This is a genomic window from Ruminococcus sp. (assembly GCF_017549005.1).
GTDB lineage: Bacteria > Bacillota > Clostridia > Oscillospirales > Ruminococcaceae > Ruminococcus.
In genome coordinates this window covers 21,965-39,999 of the sequence record NZ_JAFYYT010000017.1, presented here as the reverse complement: position 1 = coordinate 39,999, position 18,035 = coordinate 21,965, and the positions used below count along the sequence as shown (strand labels likewise).

At 48.7% G+C, this 18,035-nt stretch carries 16 protein-coding genes; 14 read left to right on the top strand and 2 right to left on the bottom strand.

Annotated features, from left to right (window positions below):
* Positions 1 to 5,514 (bottom strand): SpaA isopeptide-forming pilin-related protein (locus tag IKW96_RS05580; RefSeq protein ID WP_296571428.1); only part of this gene is annotated, 5,514 nt, incomplete at its 3' end.
* 514 nt (positions 5,515 to 6,028) lie between these two features.
* Between IKW96_RS05580 and IKW96_RS05575 the strand changes: the two genes are divergently transcribed.
* The 14 genes from IKW96_RS05575 (at position 6,029) to IKW96_RS05510 (ending at position 17,267) form a co-directional block, all read left to right on the top strand.
* Positions 6,029 to 6,646: an ECF transporter S component gene (locus IKW96_RS05575; RefSeq protein ID WP_296571426.1), complete on the top strand. Its 618-nt coding sequence runs from the start codon at positions 6,029 to 6,031 to the stop codon at positions 6,644 to 6,646.
* A 692-nt stretch (positions 6,647 to 7,338) separates the two neighbouring features.
* Positions 7,339 to 8,229, top strand: a complete 891-nt coding sequence (locus IKW96_RS05570) for an ACP S-malonyltransferase (protein ID WP_296571424.1) — start codon at positions 7,339 to 7,341, stop codon at positions 8,227 to 8,229.
* Positions 8,230 to 8,293: 64 nt separating this feature from the next.
* Positions 8,294 to 8,596 (top strand): acyl carrier protein, encoded by a 303-nt coding sequence (locus IKW96_RS05565; RefSeq protein ID WP_296571422.1) that lies wholly within the window; start codon positions 8,294 to 8,296, stop codon positions 8,594 to 8,596.
* Positions 8,597 to 8,605: 9 nt separating this feature from the next.
* On the top strand, positions 8,606 to 9,325 hold the full coding sequence (locus tag IKW96_RS05560) for an enoyl-CoA hydratase/isomerase family protein (protein ID WP_296571421.1): 720 nt from the start codon (positions 8,606 to 8,608) through the stop codon (positions 9,323 to 9,325).
* A complete protein-coding gene (locus IKW96_RS05555; RefSeq protein WP_296571417.1) occupies positions 9,322 to 9,732 on the top strand; it encodes a thioesterase family protein in 411 nt (136 codons plus the stop codon). Before IKW96_RS05560 ends, IKW96_RS05555 begins: the two co-directional genes overlap by 4 nt.
* Entirely contained in the window at positions 9,719 to 10,156 is a 438-nt protein-coding gene (locus IKW96_RS05550) for a hypothetical protein (protein ID WP_296571415.1), read from the top strand. Before IKW96_RS05555 ends, IKW96_RS05550 begins: the two co-directional genes overlap by 14 nt.
* Positions 10,149 to 10,853 carry an enoyl-CoA hydratase/isomerase family protein gene (locus tag IKW96_RS05545; RefSeq protein WP_296571412.1) on the top strand — a complete coding sequence of 235 codons (705 nt, stop codon included), beginning with the start codon at positions 10,149 to 10,151 and terminating at the stop codon, positions 10,851 to 10,853. The genes IKW96_RS05550 and IKW96_RS05545 overlap by 8 nt, the downstream gene beginning before the upstream one ends.
* 2 nt (positions 10,854 to 10,855) lie before the next feature.
* Positions 10,856 to 11,977 (top strand): 3-hydroxyacyl-CoA dehydrogenase family protein, encoded by a 1,122-nt coding sequence (locus IKW96_RS05540; RefSeq protein ID WP_296571410.1) that lies wholly within the window; start codon positions 10,856 to 10,858, stop codon positions 11,975 to 11,977.
* 36 nt (positions 11,978 to 12,013) lie between these two features.
* Entirely contained in the window at positions 12,014 to 13,225 is a 1,212-nt protein-coding gene (locus tag IKW96_RS05535) for a beta-ketoacyl synthase (protein ID WP_296571407.1), read from the top strand.
* A gap of 32 nt (positions 13,226 to 13,257) precedes the next feature.
* Positions 13,258 to 13,614 (top strand): hypothetical protein, encoded by a 357-nt coding sequence (locus IKW96_RS05530; protein WP_296571405.1) that lies wholly within the window; start codon positions 13,258 to 13,260, stop codon positions 13,612 to 13,614.
* 22 nt (positions 13,615 to 13,636) lie between these two features.
* On the top strand, positions 13,637 to 14,758 hold the full coding sequence (locus tag IKW96_RS05525; protein WP_296571402.1) for a dienelactone hydrolase family protein: 1,122 nt from the start codon (positions 13,637 to 13,639) through the stop codon (positions 14,756 to 14,758).
* A 1-nt stretch (position 14,759) separates the two neighbouring features.
* Positions 14,760 to 16,319, top strand: coding sequence for a class I adenylate-forming enzyme family protein (locus IKW96_RS05520; RefSeq protein WP_296571399.1), 1,560 nt, complete (start codon positions 14,760 to 14,762; stop codon positions 16,317 to 16,319).
* Positions 16,319 to 16,570 (top strand): acyl carrier protein, encoded by a 252-nt coding sequence (locus tag IKW96_RS05515; protein WP_296571396.1) that lies wholly within the window; start codon positions 16,319 to 16,321, stop codon positions 16,568 to 16,570. The genes IKW96_RS05520 and IKW96_RS05515 overlap by 1 nt, the downstream gene beginning before the upstream one ends.
* Before the next feature lies 1 nt (position 16,571).
* Positions 16,572 to 17,267: an alpha/beta fold hydrolase gene (locus IKW96_RS05510; RefSeq protein WP_296571393.1), complete on the top strand. Its 696-nt coding sequence runs from the start codon at positions 16,572 to 16,574 to the stop codon at positions 17,265 to 17,267.
* A gap of 110 nt (positions 17,268 to 17,377) precedes the next feature.
* On the opposite strand, the gene IKW96_RS05505 is transcribed toward IKW96_RS05510, so the two are convergent.
* Positions 17,378 to 17,956 (bottom strand): hypothetical protein, encoded by a 579-nt coding sequence (locus tag IKW96_RS05505; RefSeq protein WP_296571391.1) that lies wholly within the window; start codon positions 17,954 to 17,956, stop codon positions 17,378 to 17,380.
* Between the last annotated feature and the right edge of the window lie 79 nt (positions 17,957 to 18,035).

The following is an 18,035-nucleotide window of genomic DNA, read 5'->3' as shown; positions in this document are numbered from 1 at the left end:
TACCTTGCCGTTTTCAACTGTGAATGTGAACTTTGTAACTGTAGTATAGCCGTCAGGAGCTACTGTCTCCTCTAAGCTGTACTTTCCGTCTTTGAGTCCTGTGAACTTAGCGCTGTTGCCCTCAAATTCTACGGACTTGTCTTTATCGGTCAGTGTCTTAGCCTTTGAGCCCTCTCCGACTGTTACGCCGTCGAGGTTCTTGTCCTCGTCCTCAGCTGTAAGTACAAATGTTGCCTTGCCTGCTGACTCGGGGATAGGTGTTGCACCAAGTGCAAGTTTGTCAAGTGTTATTGTGGACTTGTTGTCTTCTACTACAAGGTGACCGTTTTCGTCAACATAAGCCTTACCGTCTGTAACAGTGCTTACGTCCTTTACCTTGCCGTTTTCAACTGTGAATGTGAACTTTGTAACTGTAGTATAGCCGTCAGGAGCTACTGTCTCCTCCAGGCTGTACTTACCGTCTTTAAGTCCTGTGAACTTGGCGCTGTTACCCTCAAATTCTACGGACTTGTCCTTGCTTGTAAGAGTCTTAGCCTTTGAGCCCTCGCCGACTGTTACACCGTCGAGGTTCTTGTCCTCGTCCTCTGCTGTAAGTACGAAAGTTGCCTTTCCTGCTGACTCGGGGATAGGTGTTGCGCCGAGTGCAAGCTTGTCAAGAGTTATCTCTGACTGTCTGTCCTCAACTACAAGGTGGCCGTTCTCGTCAACGTAAGCCTTGCCGTCTGTAACGGTGCTTACGTCTGTTACCTTGCCGTCCTTGACTGTGAATGTGAACTTTGTAACTGTAGTATAACCGTCGGGAGCCACTGTCTCCTCCAGGCTGTACTTGCCGTCCTTGAGGTATTCGAGCTTAGCGTTGTTGCCGTCGATCTTAACAGACTTTGTGCCCTTTGCAGTTGCGTCGCCGCCGTTGATCTTTACTCCCTCAAGAGTGTTCTCCTCGTCCTCTGCTGTGAGTACGAAAGTTGCCTTGCCTGCCGACTCGGGGATAGGTTCTGCACCGAGTGCGAGCTTATCGAGGCTGATTATCGGAGCGTCCTTGACTGTTATCTTCTTGCCGTCCTCGGACTTCTCTGTAACACCGTCCGTAACTGCGCTTACGTCTGTTACGAGACCGTTCTTTATTGTGAATGTAAACTCAGAAACTGTTGAATATCCTGCGGGAGCTGTATCCTCCTTCAGTGAGTACTTGCCGTCCTTGAGATATTCGAGCTTTGTGCTGTTGCTTGCAAAGGTTGCGGACTTCACATCGCCGAGCGCTTCCTCGCTGTTGATCTTCACGCCGCTGAGCGAACCGTCGGCGTCCTTTGCTGTAAGTGTGAACTCAGCTGTGCCGTCTGTGATCATCTTGCCGCCGAGGTCTGTCTTGTCGATCGAAATTACGGGAGCGTCCTCAACTACGAGGTGACCGTTCTCGTCAACGTAAGCCTTGCCTGTAGTAACAGCTGATACGTCTGTTACCTTGCCGTCCTTTACTGTAAATGTAAAGTCGCTTACTACCGAGTAGCCGAGAGGTGCTGTGTCCTCTGTGAGAGTATATGTACCGTTCTCAAGACCTGTGAAGGTAACTGTGTTTCCGTCGAAAGGCTCTGTGGACTTTACAGCACCGAGAGCTGTTCCGTCGTTGATGATAACGCCGCTGAGAGTTGCGCCCTCATCGTTTGCAGTAAGTGTGAACTTGACCTTTCCTGCCGACTCAGGTATCTCAGTTGCGCCGAGTGCCTTCTTGTCAAGTATGATAGTGTTTTTCTTGACATTGAGAAGAGCCTCGCTCGTCTTTGTGCTTATAACGTTCTTGTCAGCGTCTGTCTCAACGATAACGCCGTCCCTGATAACGATAGTCTTTGGAGCTGCAGCTTCGTATCCTGCAGGAGCCTTTGTCTCCTCAAGGAGGTACTCACCGTCGTAAAGTCCCTCGAATGTCTTGGGGTTGGAGACCTTTGTGTTCCACTCGGCAGATTCGCCTGCGCCGAGAGCGTCGCCTGACTTTTCAGCAGGGAGCTTCTTCTCGGAAGCCTTGACGAATGTGAGCTTCATGTCAGCACCGTCAGTTGTTCCCTCGGGAGTTGTATTGCCCTCAGTGCCGAAGAACTTGCTGATCTCTATCTTTGAGATATCGTCAAGGATAATGAGCTGGCTGCCGTCCTCCGAGAGCTTGTACTTTCCTGTTGTCTTGGCGTCGGTAACTGTTACCTTGCCGCCTGCAACATTGAAGCCGAACTCGGATACGACCTTTGTGTAGCCGTTCGGAGAAGCTGTCTCAACGAGAACATAATCGCCGTCGTCAAGACCGATGATGTCGATGGAGCCGCCTGTGAACTCACAAGCCTTTCCGCCGTCTGTGAGTCCGAGGAGCTTTTCGCATTTTACCTCGGGAACAGAAGCGCCCTCTTCAACGTCTACCGTGTAGATGCTTCCGTCCTCAAATTCGATAACGTATGTACCGCTTACGATACCCTTTATCTCAAGTGTATCTCCCGATACTGTACCCTTGTACTCAATTGTGTTCTTACCGGAGGAAGAAGCAGCCTTTCCGTCAACGGTCACATTTTTGAAAGTGCCGCCGCGGACAGTATACTTCTGACCCTTTGTAAGATCCTTTATCTTAACACCGCTGGTTCCGCTGAGAGCGTCATGAGACTTGCTCACCTTTTCGGAAATGTCAGCGCTGCCGTCTGTTGTTGTGAGAGCTCCCAGTGAAGTGCCGTCCTTCTTTCTGAGAACGAACTCTGCGCCGTCAATGATGACCGAGCCCATATCGCCCTTGCTTATCTTAACGGTGTCCTTCTTGTCTGTGAACTCCAGCGTACCCTTGTCTGCTGCAAGGATACCGTCTGTTCTCTTTACTGTGAATGTCTTTGAGCTGTCCTTTGAATAACCTGCGGGAGCGTTTATCTCCTCAACAGTGTATGTGCCCTCGGTCAGACCTGTGAAAACAACGTCCGAACCTGTGGAGTACCATTCAAACGACTTGCCGTCGGAAGCAAGATTTGCTATCTCGCACTCCTTTGCCTTTGAAGGGTAAAGGTTCTTGTCAGCCTTTTCGCCCCAGCCCTTGCCGTTAGCTGCAAAGTACTTCGAGTCGTGAGCCTTTACGTTCTTCATGCTCTCGCCCGACGTGCCCTTTAATCTGAAATACGCGCCCTGTACAGGCTTGCCGTTTCCGTCGGACTTCTTTACAGTCACTGCAAATGACTCGTCAACGATTTCGATAGCTGTATCGAGCAGAGCAACAGATGCTGCTGTAACGCCTGTGTCGGCAGTTACTACCGTAGCAGTACCGTTGTCTATTCTGATATCTGTCTCCTTGACAGGCTGGAAGCCGTCGGGAGCTTCTTCTGTGAGCTTGTAGAGTCCGTTGGGGAGTCCGTAGAACTCAACAGGCTTGTCGATGCTTGTCCATGTGATGGATTTCTCACTGTACTTCACACTGCACTCAGCATTCTTGTCCTGATTCGAGTATGTGCTCTTATTGAGGGTCGCGTCCTCAATATCCTTAGCAGTGAGAGTGAGCTTAGCGCCTGAGAGGAACTCCTTAGCGTACTCGCTCTTGATATTGCCGTCGCCGTCCTCGGTGACAGTCATAGCGTCGCTGTACTTTGCAAAGCTTACCTTTGCAGGTGTACCGCCGCTGCCGCCCTTGTTAACAACGCCGATAGTTCTGTTTCCGCCTGATACGCCGTTTTCGGTATACTCAACAGAGTATCCGTCGGGAACGTTGACCTCATCGGCATAGTAGAAGTACGTATGGCCGGTGGCATCAGTCTTATCGAGATTGTCCCATGAAGCTGTCCAGTTGTTGGAAGCGTTGAGCTTCTTGGTGCCGAGTTCCTTGTAGCCGATGCCCGAGCCGCTGATATCTTTTATCTCGCCGCCCGCAACATCAACAACGTAATCAACGGTTCCCTTTTTAAATGTATAGGTACCGTCTGCTATATTTGCCTGTACAGCGTCTGTGATAGGCACAAATATCGGTTCTTCCTCACCGAAGCCGAACTTGGAAACGATAATGTCCGAATCGCCTTCTGTATTGACGTCCTTAACGGCATTTCCTTCCTGATAGCTGAAGTGAGTATCTGTCTTTCCTGCCTCTCTTACAGCTTCAACGAAGTCATCATACTTGTTGACAACATACTTTTCGTCTGTTACCTTTGGAAGACCCGCTTTCTTGGAACGATAGAGAGCGATCTCGACTTCGTCGTCGTCATGCTTTATTCCCTCGTCGTCCCATGTCTTCTTGGCGGAAATGCTTACCTGAGCCTTTTCGCTTACAGGGTTCATGAAAGGCGCCATGTGCGTCTCGTTTGTAAGAGTTATCTTGTCGGCGATGATAGTACCGCTCATGTTGTTCGGAACTACCTCGCAGTCAGGAGCGAGCACGCAGCCCCACGGCTCAAGCTTTTCGCCGTAGTTGTAGAGTACCTTCGTGCCCTCTGAATTAGCGTTGAAGAAATTGTAGATTATATTTGTTCCGCTGAGAGCGCTCTCCTCGGAATTAACAAGCTTGTAAGAAGGATCGTAAGAGGATTCGTATGTCCATTCCGGCGACCATACGAACTCCTTCTTGCCCTTGAGGTCGATATTGACAACAAGAGTCTGGTCGTCATGGAACTGACCGTCCTTGAAGTTGATGCCGGCGACCTTGAGGTTCTTGTAGTTGTCAGCCTCGTCGGCAGTAAAGTTGAGCACGTTCGTACCCTCGGCATTCAGTGTGAGAGTGCCGATGTATGCGGACTGATTTGCAGGATCGTTGGCGTAATCGGGATTTTCCACCAGCTTGAGGTCTGCATAGCAGTTGTCAAATGTAGCGTAATTGTCCGAACGTCTTTCGTAATTGCCCTTTTCGACCTCAAAGTCGATGAGATTTCCTCCTGCATGGGCAAGATAACAGTTTGAAGAAAATTCTCCGCCCGGCTGCAGCTTTACATAGTAGCTTTCAGACTGTGGAAGATCAAGTCTTACAAATGCATACTTGCTTGCGTCATGAGGATAATCGAGCTTTGCCTTTTCAGTCTCGACATATCCGTATCCGAATACGTATTCACCCTTCTTTACGGACAATCCGCAATTTTCAGGGAAGAAGAAGTCGCTCATCTTACCGAGTGAGAATTCCTTCGTTCCTTCCGCTTTGGCTTTCGTTTCGTAGTCTCCGCCTTCTTTGAGCATGAATGAGTCCCTGACAACGTTAAGGAGCCTTCCTGTGCCCGCAGTATTGAGCTGTCCGTGATTTGAACCGACGATATAGTTTGGTGCAGCGATGTTTCCGTTGATGTGAGCTCTGTCGTTGGTGGTTTCAATGGTATCAAAAGCAAACAAATGGAAATCGCCTGCAATACCCAGCGGGTTATTCCTGAACCACATCGTTTCCTCATAAGGTGTGTCAACGATCGGCAGTCCGTCGGCTGCGTCAGCCGCATAAGCCTGCATTCCCACGCATGAGGGCAGAATGTAGCTCAGCGCCACAACTCCTGAGGTAACACTGCTTACCAGGCGTTTACCCAAAGTTTTCTTCATTATCGATCCATCCTTTCTTTTATTGTTTTTTGTTTTTACACAATTTCCCCGTAACTGTACCTTTCCGCCTGTACGCGATATGATATATTTACAGAATTTTGCATTTTATATTATAACACAATGATATACAAATTGCAATATTTACGTTCAACTAATATTAAGAAATTATCACGACAGTTTTGTGCATTATTTTACAATATTACCACTTTCTTCAAACTTCATCAGCCGATATATCCCCTTGCCGCAATAGCACGCCTAATGGCTGTACCAATTTTTGTGTAGTCAATAAAACATATTATGCAAGCTGATCCTCAGAAAAGATTACAGGTAGTATTATTATGATGATATATATGGGTATATAGAAATTCTATTTATAAAACATGAACTATTCTGGAACATTTTATGAACGAAAATTCATCAAAAAGGCTATTTACTTTATTTCAAAAACATGATATTATATTCATGTTGTATTATATCCTCACAAGAGGAATAGTAACAAGGAGGAAATTTGAAAATGAAAAGTTTTAAGTTCGACGTCAAAAGCATGGTATTGCTCGGCTTGCTGACTGCGGTCATAGCCGTGTTCTCGTTTACGCCGATCGGTTCTATTCCCGTAGGTCCGCTGGTAATAACGCTGAACATCATCCCTATCGCCATAGCAGCGATCTCGCTGGGCCCTGTCGGGGGCGCGATCATCGGCGGTGTCTTTGGTATATTCAGCTTCCTGCAGTGCTTCGGTATCGGTATTCCGAGCGGTATGGGAGCGGTACTTGTAGAGATCAATCCGTTTTTTGCATTCATACAGCGCTTCATACCTCGTCTGCTTGACGGTTTCCTTGCAGGTCTCATCTTCCAGGGAGCTTCAAAGCTTACAGACGCACGTATCTCTTGTTTCATTACAGGTTTCTTTACAGCCCTTATGAACACAGCTTTCTTTATGCTGTCGCTCGTATTCCTCTTCGGAAAAACCGAGTACGTTCAGGGACTTATGAAAGGCAAGAGCGTTATCCCCTTCATCATCAGTTTCGTAGGCGTAAACGCGCTTGTTGAAATGATAGTATGCACGATCATCACAGGTGCTGTGGGAACAGCACTTTTCAAAGCAAAGCTTATAAAAAATCCCGAAAAGTAAGAACATTCACGACTGTCAAGCAGCTTTTCCGAAGCTGTCAGCGGTAAATCAGTAAATCCCGTACAGCCGCACGCAAAAAGCACGGCGGCGTTCATAAATTTAAGGTTTACAATGAGTCCGACTACATCGGCTGCTTTCAGAGCTGCCGTGATCAACACACCGTCTGAATCGTTTGTCCCGACATTATTTACATCAATTATCAGCAGCGCCTCAGAGCGGAGCTGATAAAGACACACAAAAATCCTGATCACCGATCACTAAAAAGCCTTTTCCAAATGGAAAAGGCTTTTTTAAGCACTCGTGCCTGTCACACGGGGGGCGTCTACTCAAAGTAGACGGATATTACGGACAGGCGTAAAATCTATAACTACTGCACAGTCTGCCGGGACCGGCAGCGCAAAAAATTGGTACTGCCATATTGAAATCCCAAATTGGCAGTACGGCTCACGGTATTAAAAATGCTTAAAAGTGCCATTCCAAAATCATGATTTTAATATAAAAATTCAGCCTTATTAATCACTAGTTAACAAATTACAGATAGTATAATTATCCTATTTTATAAAAATCTGTTGTGGACTCGACACTTTTTTATTGCTTTTCTAAAAATCGCTTTTTAGAGCCGTTTTTTCTCTTGACAGTGTGCAGAATAGGTGTTAAGATTTACTTATGTTAATAAGGGGAGCATGAAAAAAATGTACAACAGAGCGTTTCTTTTCAACGGCATCGGCTCGAAGCCTGAAAAGCTTCTTGTCAAGCTGCCGCCTGAACTGATGGACAAGTATGAGTTTTATCTCGATGAAGCATTCGGCAGACTCGGGCTGAACAAGGATCTTGAAAAGAACAAGGCATACGACGGCCGCGTAGCAGAGTGGATAATCTCTCTGATATGCGACAGGGTGGTCTTTGAATACTACATAAGCAAGGGAATAATCCCCGATATCGGCGCAGGCTACAGCTCGGGAATAGTCAGCATAAGCAGCTGTTTCGGCTCTGTCAGCCATGAATTTGCTCACGGTATCATCATGATGAACCGCGCTACAATGCGCTGCCTCGAGGAGCACGACCAGAAGCTCGACATGGGCGTGGTAATAGGCTTCTCATACAGCGATATCGAGGAAATGTTCAGGGATAAGTTCTCATCCGATGAGATAGTCATCGGAAGCGGCAACTCGAAATTCCACGTTATGGTCAGCGGTAAGGCAGACTCGGTCGAGAAAGCCCTCACCCTCTGCCAGAACGAGGGCGCACTGAAAGCTTTCAGCTTCGGTACGGGCGTCGCTTATCATCACCCGATAATGAAGGACTATTCGCAGGAGTACGTTGATTTCTGCGCTTCCACAGAGTATAAGGATCCCGATTATCCTATCCTCTCTATCTTCGACAGGGAGGTTATGACAAAGGGAGAGCAGGTACTCAGGGAAAATCAGCTCAACGTGTATACTCCAATACGCTGGGATCTTGCAATACAGAAGCTTGAGGAACTGGGAGTCACCGAGTTCTTCGACGTCAGCGCAAACGGCGCTGTCAGCAAATTCTCCCGCGTGAACAGAAAATGCAAAATTTACACCCTTGAGGATGTGTAAGTTTTCATATATAAATCTCAAGTATACCCAAAAGGGGAAAGAAAATATTTCGGAGGTAAAAAAAATGAGAGAGATCACAGAAGAAATCAGACAGGAAATCAAGGACATGATCTTTGATTACTACGCAGAAGAGTGTGAAGTTGAAAGGGACGAGATCACTATGGATACAAATCCTCAGGAGGATCTCGGAAGCGATTCACTCATGTTCGTTGAGCTCATCGAGATGACAGCTGACAAGTTCGACCTCGATATCAAGCTCCAGAGCATCGGCAAGTATATGCTCAAGGCTCCTATGGAGACAATGAGCGACGTTGTTGAGATGTTCTGCAAGATATATCAGTACGGCAACGACATCGTTAACCAGTAAGAGGCAAAAATGTTAAAGTCAAATTTATCTGAGCTTCACGCCGAGGATAATATTGCTGTACTTACCATTGACAACGGCCCGAAGAATCTTCTCTCCGAGCCCGAATTCATAGACCGTAAGGAGCTCCTCGGCTGGCTGGACAAGAATCCACAGGTAGGAGCTCTTGTCATTACAGGCAAGGGCAGACATTTCTCCCACGGCGCCGACGTATCAAAGTTCGGCGAGGCAGGCGGCAGCGAGCTTTCATCAAAGCTCGAAAACGCAAGGGAGCTCCTTCGTACTATCGAAAAGCTCCCGATCATAACCGCTGCTGCCATAAACGGCGGCTGCTTCGGCGGCGGACTTGAGATAGCACTGAGCTGTCAGTTCAGGATCGCTTCTCCCTCCGCGTTTCTCGGACTTCCCGAGATTATGCACGGAGTTGTCCCCGGTATGGGCGGCATGGAGCGTCTTTACAGACTGCTCGGCAAGGAGAAGGCTCTCCGCATGATACTCTGCGGAGAAATGATAGGCGCTAAGGACGCCCTCGACCTGGGACTCGTTACAAAGCTCAGCGAAAACAAAAACTCCTTTGACGAGACAATGGCTTTCGTAAAGGAACTTCTCAGCGGCAAATCGCTCACACAGATCCACGCTATAATAGATACCGTCAACCTTGCTTCCGAGGGGGCAGAGGATCCCTCAAAGGGCAAGTTTGAATCGGCACTGGCGGAGGCGTTCAAAAAATGAAAAAAAGCTCTTACGAACTGACAGTAAGGGGATATGAACTGGATTCGTTCGGTCATGTCAACAATGCAGTGTATCTCCAGTATTCAGAAACGGCACTGTGGAACTTTCTCAAGGTCCACGGGCTGCTCGATCTCATCATAGACGCAGGGCTCTTCCCCGTCATTATGGAAAGCACTCAAAGGTACATACACGAGCTGAAAATGCTGGACGAAGTCAGGATAGACACTGAGATCTCCTGCTCGTGCGGTATAATCAGCTACAGGCATAAAATTGTGAACAAGAATACAGGCCTTGTTTCATGCAGGGTCAAAGGCAAGCTTGCCTTTGTCAACAAGGAACGCATGATATGCGACATTCCCGAAGCAGTAAGAGCTTATCTTGAGGGAGAAGAGAATGACGATCAATAAAACAGAAATCACAACAACTATTTGCCAACTAAGCTCGCTGTATCAGCTTCTTGAAAACAAGGAGCAGCTCGGCGAGCCTTGCTTACTGCTCATACATACCGACAGCAGTACGATACTTGGCAAAGATGACAGCGAAAAGGCTGCCGTAAGAAAATTTCTTTCGGAAGCGCCTTTCATGTCAGCCGTAGTTTCCGACAGCGCAGACAGCGAACTCGCTGACGCAGCCGATATGTTCATAAAGGCAGAAGAAGCTGACGAATACGTTGAAAAGCTTTTCAAGGACAAAACAAAAAAGCAGATACAGGAGATAAACGCCTGCTTCATCGCAGCGAAAAAAGCTCCTGCGGCAGAGGTGCTCGATATAGAGTCGAGAGCTTTCTACCGCCTCATGGCAGAAAAGAACGGAGGTAACTCCAATGAATGATAATAACGGAATGATCCTTGAGGAACAGGACGGAGTCCTCGTCCTTTCCATGAATATGCCGGGAAACAATCTGATGACCGCGGACTTTTTAAAAGAATACGAAGCCATTATGGCTGATATCGAGGTAAGAGCCGCAAAAAACAAGTATAAAGGTCTTGTAATAAAGGGTGCAGGCAGACATTTCAGCGTAGGCGCTGACGTTGACGCTCTCGCAGAACGCTCCGCAAACGAATCCTACAACGACGCCGAAGGGATACTTCCCGAGGGTCACATCAAGCAAAAACATTACTTCACATTTCTCAGAGAGCTCCCGTTCCCCGTCATCAGCGTGGTAACGGGTTTCTGTATAGGTTCGGGCAGCGAGATCGCTGTTAACAGCCACTACAGGATAATCGAGAAGAACGCAAGAGTAGGCCAGCCCGAATCCACATTCGGCATACTCCCCGCTCTCGGCGGAGTTGCAAGGACTATTGAGATATGCGGTATGCAGAACGCATACAAGCTCGTTATGTCGGGCGAGCTCATACCCGCAGAGGAAGCCTTCGAGCTCGGCTGGGCTGATATCTTCGCAGACAAAAAGCAGGGCTTTCCCGAGGCTATGGCAGTTATAGACTACATCTCAGGCTGCGGCAGGGACTTCTCCCCTGCTGACTATAAGGAGTTCATGCGCTCCTACTTAAAAAGCAAGGAGGCGTGAATATGAAAATAGGAATAGTAGGCTACGGCAAAATGGGAAAGGACATCTTTTCCCTCTTCTTTGACAAGCTCCCCGACGCGCAGTTCGTGGTCATAGACCTCTTCGGCGCTGAGGAGAACACGGAAGCCGTTCTGAAAACTCTCGGCAAGAGCCTCAAGAGAAAGAAGCTCACTGAGGAGCAGTACGAGTTCAAGAAGGACTCCTTCCTCTTCACTGACGACACCTCCGCACTCAGCGGCTGCGACGTCGTTATAGAAGCTGTTTTCGAGAATATGGCTGCAAAGAAGGAACTCTTCGCAAAGGCTGCACAGGCAGTTTCCGATGACTGTCTGCTCCTTACGAATACCTCTTCGCTGGACATCGCGTCCGTATTCAGCGATATTCCTCACAAGGAGCGCTGCTTCGGACTTCACTTCTTCTATCCCGTAAAGCTCACAGGCTTCGTGGAGCTGAATATACTCCCCGAAACTTCACAGAGCAACGCGGAAAAGGCTGCACAGCTCGTAACGGCGGCAGGCAAGAAGCCTGTTGTCTTCAAGGGCGAATACCACATCTACCTCAATCAGATACTCGCCTGCATGGTCTCACACGCCATTTATCTCCGTGAGAGCTTCGGCGCTTCGGTCGCTGAGACAGGCAAGGCTGTCGAGGAGCTCTTCGCCGTTGCAGGACCATTTGATGTCCTCGACAGCGTAGGTCTCGGACTTATGGCAGGAAGCCCCGATAACTTCCGCATAGAGCGCAATAAGGGACTTCTCGGCTACGGCTGTGAGAAGATGAACGGCTGGCTGAATGAGGGCTGCTCAAAGGAAACTCTCACATTCCTCGACTTTATGTCGGAGCGCGAGAGCGCAACAGGCGCTGACTGCAGCAAGGCTCCGCTTTATATGGCAGCACTGATACTCAACGAAACAGTCAATGCCGCAGACGAATACAGCGGCGACAGAGCCGTTTTCCTTGAAGCTGTACAGGACACTCTCGGACTTGCCGAGCCCCTTGCAGCTTACATTGAGAAATTCGGCATAAAGGATATTTTCGCAGCACTTGACGAGCTGCACAGCAAAACGGGCTTCGGCTCATACATTCATAAGGACAAGTCGGAATGGGACAGGATCTTTGCCTGATCCCTGTGTAAAATTTTGAGATATGAGGTTATTAGTATGAAAAAAGTAGTTATCACAGGTATCGGAGCCGTTACATCTGTAGGATTCAACGCTCACGATTACTGGGAAGGTCTCATCGCCGGAAAATGCGGAATGAGGACCATCACACGTATCCCCCTTGACGGACACGACACCACTGTTGCTGCCGAAGTTGATGACGGCTTCGAGGCAGAGGCAGGAAAATACTGGAAAAAGCGTCAGCTGAACGCTACCACCACCACCACAAGAATGGGACTTGCCTCCGCAGGTGAGGCTATCGCAGACTGCGGTATCGACATTACGACCTACGACGGAAAGAGAGTCGGCGTCATCTACGGCGTTATCGACAATTCCTACGAGGACTATGAGCTCGATAAGCCCCTTAACATAACACTCAAGAAAATGCCCAACGAGCTGCCTGCACTGGTATCTATCAAGTACGGCTTCACAGGTCCTGCTTTCAATGTCAGCACAGCCTGCGCTTCATCGGCATACGCTATCACACTGGGCAAGCAGTTCATCGAATCTGGTCTCTGCGATATGGTAGTCGCAGGCGGCATCTCCAATACAGTCACACATCTCGTTATAAGCGGCTTCAATCAGCTCCTTGCGATGTCCGTAAATCCCGACCCGAATACAGCTTCACGTCCTTTCACAAAGAACCGTGACGGCTTCATCATGGGCGAGGGCGGCGGTACTGTCGTTCTCGAGTCCGAGGAGTCCGCAAAGGCAAGAGGAGCCAAGATATACTGTGAGCTCGCAGGCGCTGCAATGTGCGGCGAGGCATTCAACCTTACAGCTCCCAAGACAGACGGCGTAGGCATGGCAGAGTCCATGAGACTTGCTCTCGACAACGCAGGCCTTTCACCTGATTCCGTTGACTACATAAACGCTCACGGCACATCAACAGGTCTCAACGACCTCTATGAAACAAAGGCTATCAAGGACGTATTCGGCGCAAGAGCATACGATATCCCCGTATCATCGGTAAAAGCTTCTATCGGTCACACCCTCGGCGCAGGCGGAGCTCTTGAGGCTATCGCTTGTATCAAGGCTATCGAAACAGGCATAGTACCTCCTACTATCCACTATGACGAGGCAGACCCCGAGCTCGACCTCAACTACGTCCCGAACAAGCCTCAGGAGCACAAGGTAGACGTTGCTATCTCAAACTCATTCGGCTTCGGCGGACACAATGCAACTCTCGTTCTCAGGAGATACGAGGGCTGAGACAGTAAAGCAAGACAGAAAGGATAAATGATATGCCGATAGCACAGATGAAGACCAATTTCAAATTCAGCTCACCTGCCCTCCGCACCGGCTTCCTCGACGAGGCTGCAAGCGAGCTCTCAGAGATACTCAGAAAGCCCCTGCCTGCAATAATGGTAATGCTGGACGAGTGTCCCATGTACATGAACAGCTCCGAGGACACTGTGTTCTTTGCGGAGTTCAGATACATACTCCCGCAGGAATACGCTGACAACAAGGCAGCTTTCCTCAAGGAACTCGCAGACAGAATGCTGAGCCTCATACAGAAGCACACTCACGTCGACCCCTACCGCATATATATGCAGTTCACGGAGATGACGCGCGAGGGCGCATGGAAGTACACAGGCTGACGAAAGAAAGGAAACGATAAATATGAAATGGGCAATAAGAGACCTGCTTAATCCTGTAGCAACACGTTCGCTCCTCTACGGAGCCGACCCCTTCGACCTTGAGGCTATCCTCAAGAAGATAGACAACATAAAAGTAAAGAGCGGCAAGCAGATACAGAACGTATGGCTCGAGGAATGGCACGCCAAGATAGACCGCTATTCCGAGCTCTGCGAAAAGGCTGAAAAGGCCGGCAACAAGATATCCGCAAGAGAGTACGCAAGAATGGTGACACAGTGCCACTATGCCTGCTTTATGGTAAACATCGAGGACGTTGAGCACAAGACCGAGATATACAAGGGTCTCGAGGAAAGCTACAAGCACTACATAAAGCTCTGCAAAAACAAGGTAGAGTACGTTGAAATAGACACAAAGGCAGGAAAGATACCTGCTTATATCCACTATCCCGATTCGGGAAGAAAGACAGACTACCCCGTAGTAGTTACCTACTCAGGTATCGGAAGCTGCAAGGAGGAGCTTGAAATGCTGGCTGCTCCCCTCAACGAAAGAGGTATCGCAGTTATCACACCCGATATGCCCGGCGCAGGAGCTGCTATAATCCACAACAATATCAAGTGCGGCGGCAAGCAGATAGAAGCTGCATTTGACGGTATCACAAAGTTCATCAAGAACCACAAGAAGCTCAACGAAAAGAACATGGCAAACTTCGGTCTCTGCATGGGCGGCGGCTACGCTTTCCGCGCTACAGTAAAAAACCCGAAGGCAAAGGCCTGCGTAAGCCTCTTCCCGCTCCTCATGAACTTTGCCGACCAGAACAGCATCCCTGTATGGATGAAGCGCGGCAAGTGGAGCTCATACCAGTACAGCGACGATTACCTTGAGGGTATGAGAGCTCTTGAAGAGGGCACACACAAGGCAGACTTCCTCATGGTATACAGCAGCGACGACAACTGGATGACTCCCGAAGCTTCACAGAAGCTCCTCGACAAGGCAAAGGGCTACAAGGAGTGCATTCACATCGAGGACAAGCCTGCATATGTATCGGAGGAAACTATAATGCACGCAATGCCCGTTGGTGAACAGTACCACTGGGTAAAGCATATTGCAGCAGACTTCCTTGCTGCAAGACTTAATGGGGGAAAATAAAATGTCAGAGAAATTTTTCGATTACTACGGCAAATACGCTCAGGAAACACCTGACAAGGTGCTCCTGAGGATCGACGAGAACGAGCTCACATACGCTCAGTTCATGGAAAAGACCGCCATTCTCGGCTCTGCAATGAAGAAGCAGGGCATAGCTGCAAACGACAAGGTAGGCATATGTATGCCTAACAGCATTGAGTGGTACCTTGTTTACTGGTCGGCAGTAAGAATAGGCGCACAGCCTGTTCCGATGGATCCGCAGAGCGGATCCTTCGAGCTTTCAAAGCTCATTCCCGCTACAACATCAAAGATAATGTTCGTAACGGAAAAGTACAGGAACAACAACATAATCGCTGCTGTAAGCGAGCTCGTACCTTCACAGATAGCTCTCGGCAAGGTAATATGCTTCGCTGACGACAGCGTTATCCCGCAGGACAGCTGCTACATCTCCGCCGAGAAGTTCATGGCTGAGTACGGCAGCAAGGAGTGCGAGATATACGAGCCTTCTTATCTCCACACAATGTCCCTCGCCTGCACATCGGGCAGCACGGGCACTCCCAAGATACTCTCCGTTCCTTCGGGCGGATTCCTCTCCACACAGAAGGACATGGGCGACTACCTCGGATTCAGGGCTGACGACGTAATGATGCTCGGCATGACTCTCTATCATCAGGGCGGCTTCGGAATGGGTCAGCAGATGGTGCTCAAGGGCGGTACGGTAATGTATCAGCCGCAGTTCAACCCTGTCACCTTCCTCGAGACTGTTCAGAAGTACAGGATAAACGTTATCCAGCTCACTTCCACACTTGCAAAGGTGCTTCTCTCAACTCCCGATTTTGACAAGTACGACCTTTCAAGCGTCCGCATCTGCTACTTTGCAGGAGAAGTTCTCCCCAAGGAGATAGCAGACATCTTCGTTGAGAAGCTCCATATCCGCGTTATCAACGTTATCGGCTCTTCCGAGACCTGTACTATGGTAGTATGGGACTCTGACCGCGACGCAGGCACAGACCCCAGCGATTTCCGCAAGCTCAGCTTCACAGACGTCCGCGTTATCGACGAGAAGCACAATGATGTTCCCGAGGGCGAGGTTGGCGAGCTCTGCGTATACACAGACGGCGTTATCACAGACTATTTCGGCAACCCCGAACTCTCAGCCGAGAAGATACTCACAGACGAGCAGGGACGCCGCTGGTTCTGCACAGGCGACCTTGTAAACAAGCTCCCTGACGGTATCGTTCGTTTCGCAGGCAGAAGCAAGCGTATCATCAAGCGCGGCGGAAACCTCGTTCACGCTGAGGAAGTCGAGGCATGCCTCCTCACTCACCCGAAGATAGCTGCTGCGGCAGTTACCGACGAACCGCACCCCGTTATCGGTCAGCAGATAGTTGCTTACATACAGCCAAAGGGCGACGAAAAGGTAACACGCGGCGAGCTGGCACGTTACTTTGACGGCAAGCTCTCGGCATACAAGGTACCCGACAAGGTAGTTCTCGTTGAGGAGATACCAAAGGATATCGGCAAGATACAGTTCAAATACCTGAGAAAGAAGGAGTATAAATAATGAATAACCTTAATTTTGATGAATTCAAGCAGGCAATTTCCGACTATGTGGGAGTTGACGCTTCAGAGATAACAAGAGAGACAGACGTTTACGACGATCTTTTCCTCGATTCACTTGGACTTTTCGGCCTCGGCTCAGAGATAACAGAGACATTCAGGCTCAACATTCCCCTTTCGCTGGTAGCTTCCATCAGCAAGGTAGGCGAGATATTCGACCTCCTCAACGAAAAGGGCACACCTTTAGAGGACTGATATGGTACTTTTCTTTCTTCCCCACGCAGGAGGCTCTGCAAAGAGCTACAGCTCCTTCAAGCGCTTCCTGCCTAAGGAACTCAGCGTAGTTCCTATGGAGCTCTCAGGGCGCTTTACGCGCTCTTCAGAGCCCCTCCTCGATAATGTACATGACTGCGTTGCCGACCTCATAGAAAAGCACTCAGAGCTTCTCAGAGGAGAATATGCGCTTTTCGGGCACAGCATGGGAACAGTCCTCGTTACCGAGCTTGTAAAGCAGGCAAGGGAAAAGGGACTTGCCCTCCCCTGTCACGTATTCCTTTCGGGCAAGAATCCCCCCGACGAGGACGTACACTGCTTCGAGAACGTGGAAACAGCCTCCGATGAGGAAATAGTTTCCTACTTCACGAAGAATTCGCTTTCCACGGCAGCTCCCGTACCCGATGAGGAGCTCATGCGTACTCTCAACCGCATACTCTGCACCGATGTGCGTATGGCAGAGCGCTACAAAGCCACACCCGAAGACGTAAAGTTCGGCTGCGATATCACAGTGATATACGGCAAGGACGACCCCCTCATGCAGAGCGTGGATATGAGCAGCTGGAGCCGCTTCACCGACGGCAGCTGCAAGGTATATCCCTTTGACGGCGGCCACTTCTACTATCAGCAGCACAAGGAAGAGGTCTGCGGCATTATCAAAGAAAAACTGCATATATGATAAGAAGTTCCGTTAATTTCTTATGCAGCATAACACAAAAAAGCTCTTCATTCAGCGATGAAGAGCTTTTTATTTTACTGCATGAACGCCATTTTAACTGATATCAGCTGTCATGAAGCCCGTTTCATTTCATGAAATACTGCTTCTTTTTTGAATGAATTCTCAATAGGGCCTTCCATCACAAAGCCTTTTATTACACTTGCTGTATCAGATCTTACTGCATCATATGGATAATAGGTCTCACGGTTTGAGTTCTTTTTTGCCTCCCATACGTAACAATAGTATTCGCCGGTCTTATCGGCGTAATATTTAGCATTAATAGCACCATAGATCGGACCGTTCACATTGCACCACTGATATCTTACCTCATAATCAGGATCATTTTTGTAACGACCGCCGCTTACTTCGACTTCAAGGACCGCACTTCCCGAATCAGGCAATAAAACCAGTGTTTTTTTCTGTTTTGCGCTTAATGCTTCATAACACTCAAAATACTTATGTTCAAAACCCGGCCTGAAATTTGGTTCAATAAGGATCCTTTCGGGGATCTCCTTGGGAAGCCTATCTATATCGACTGACGGATTTCTTCCCGGTATTTCTTTTGCAGCACTTACAGGAAGAGCAGCAGAACCGCAAAGCACAATAGCACTTGATAATGTACAGATGATCTTCTTTGAATTGTTTTTCATAATTACAACCTCCATTTTAATAATTTTATTAAGTTCCTAACGTTTATAACCAAGTTCTGCGCGCTGAACTGTGTTACCT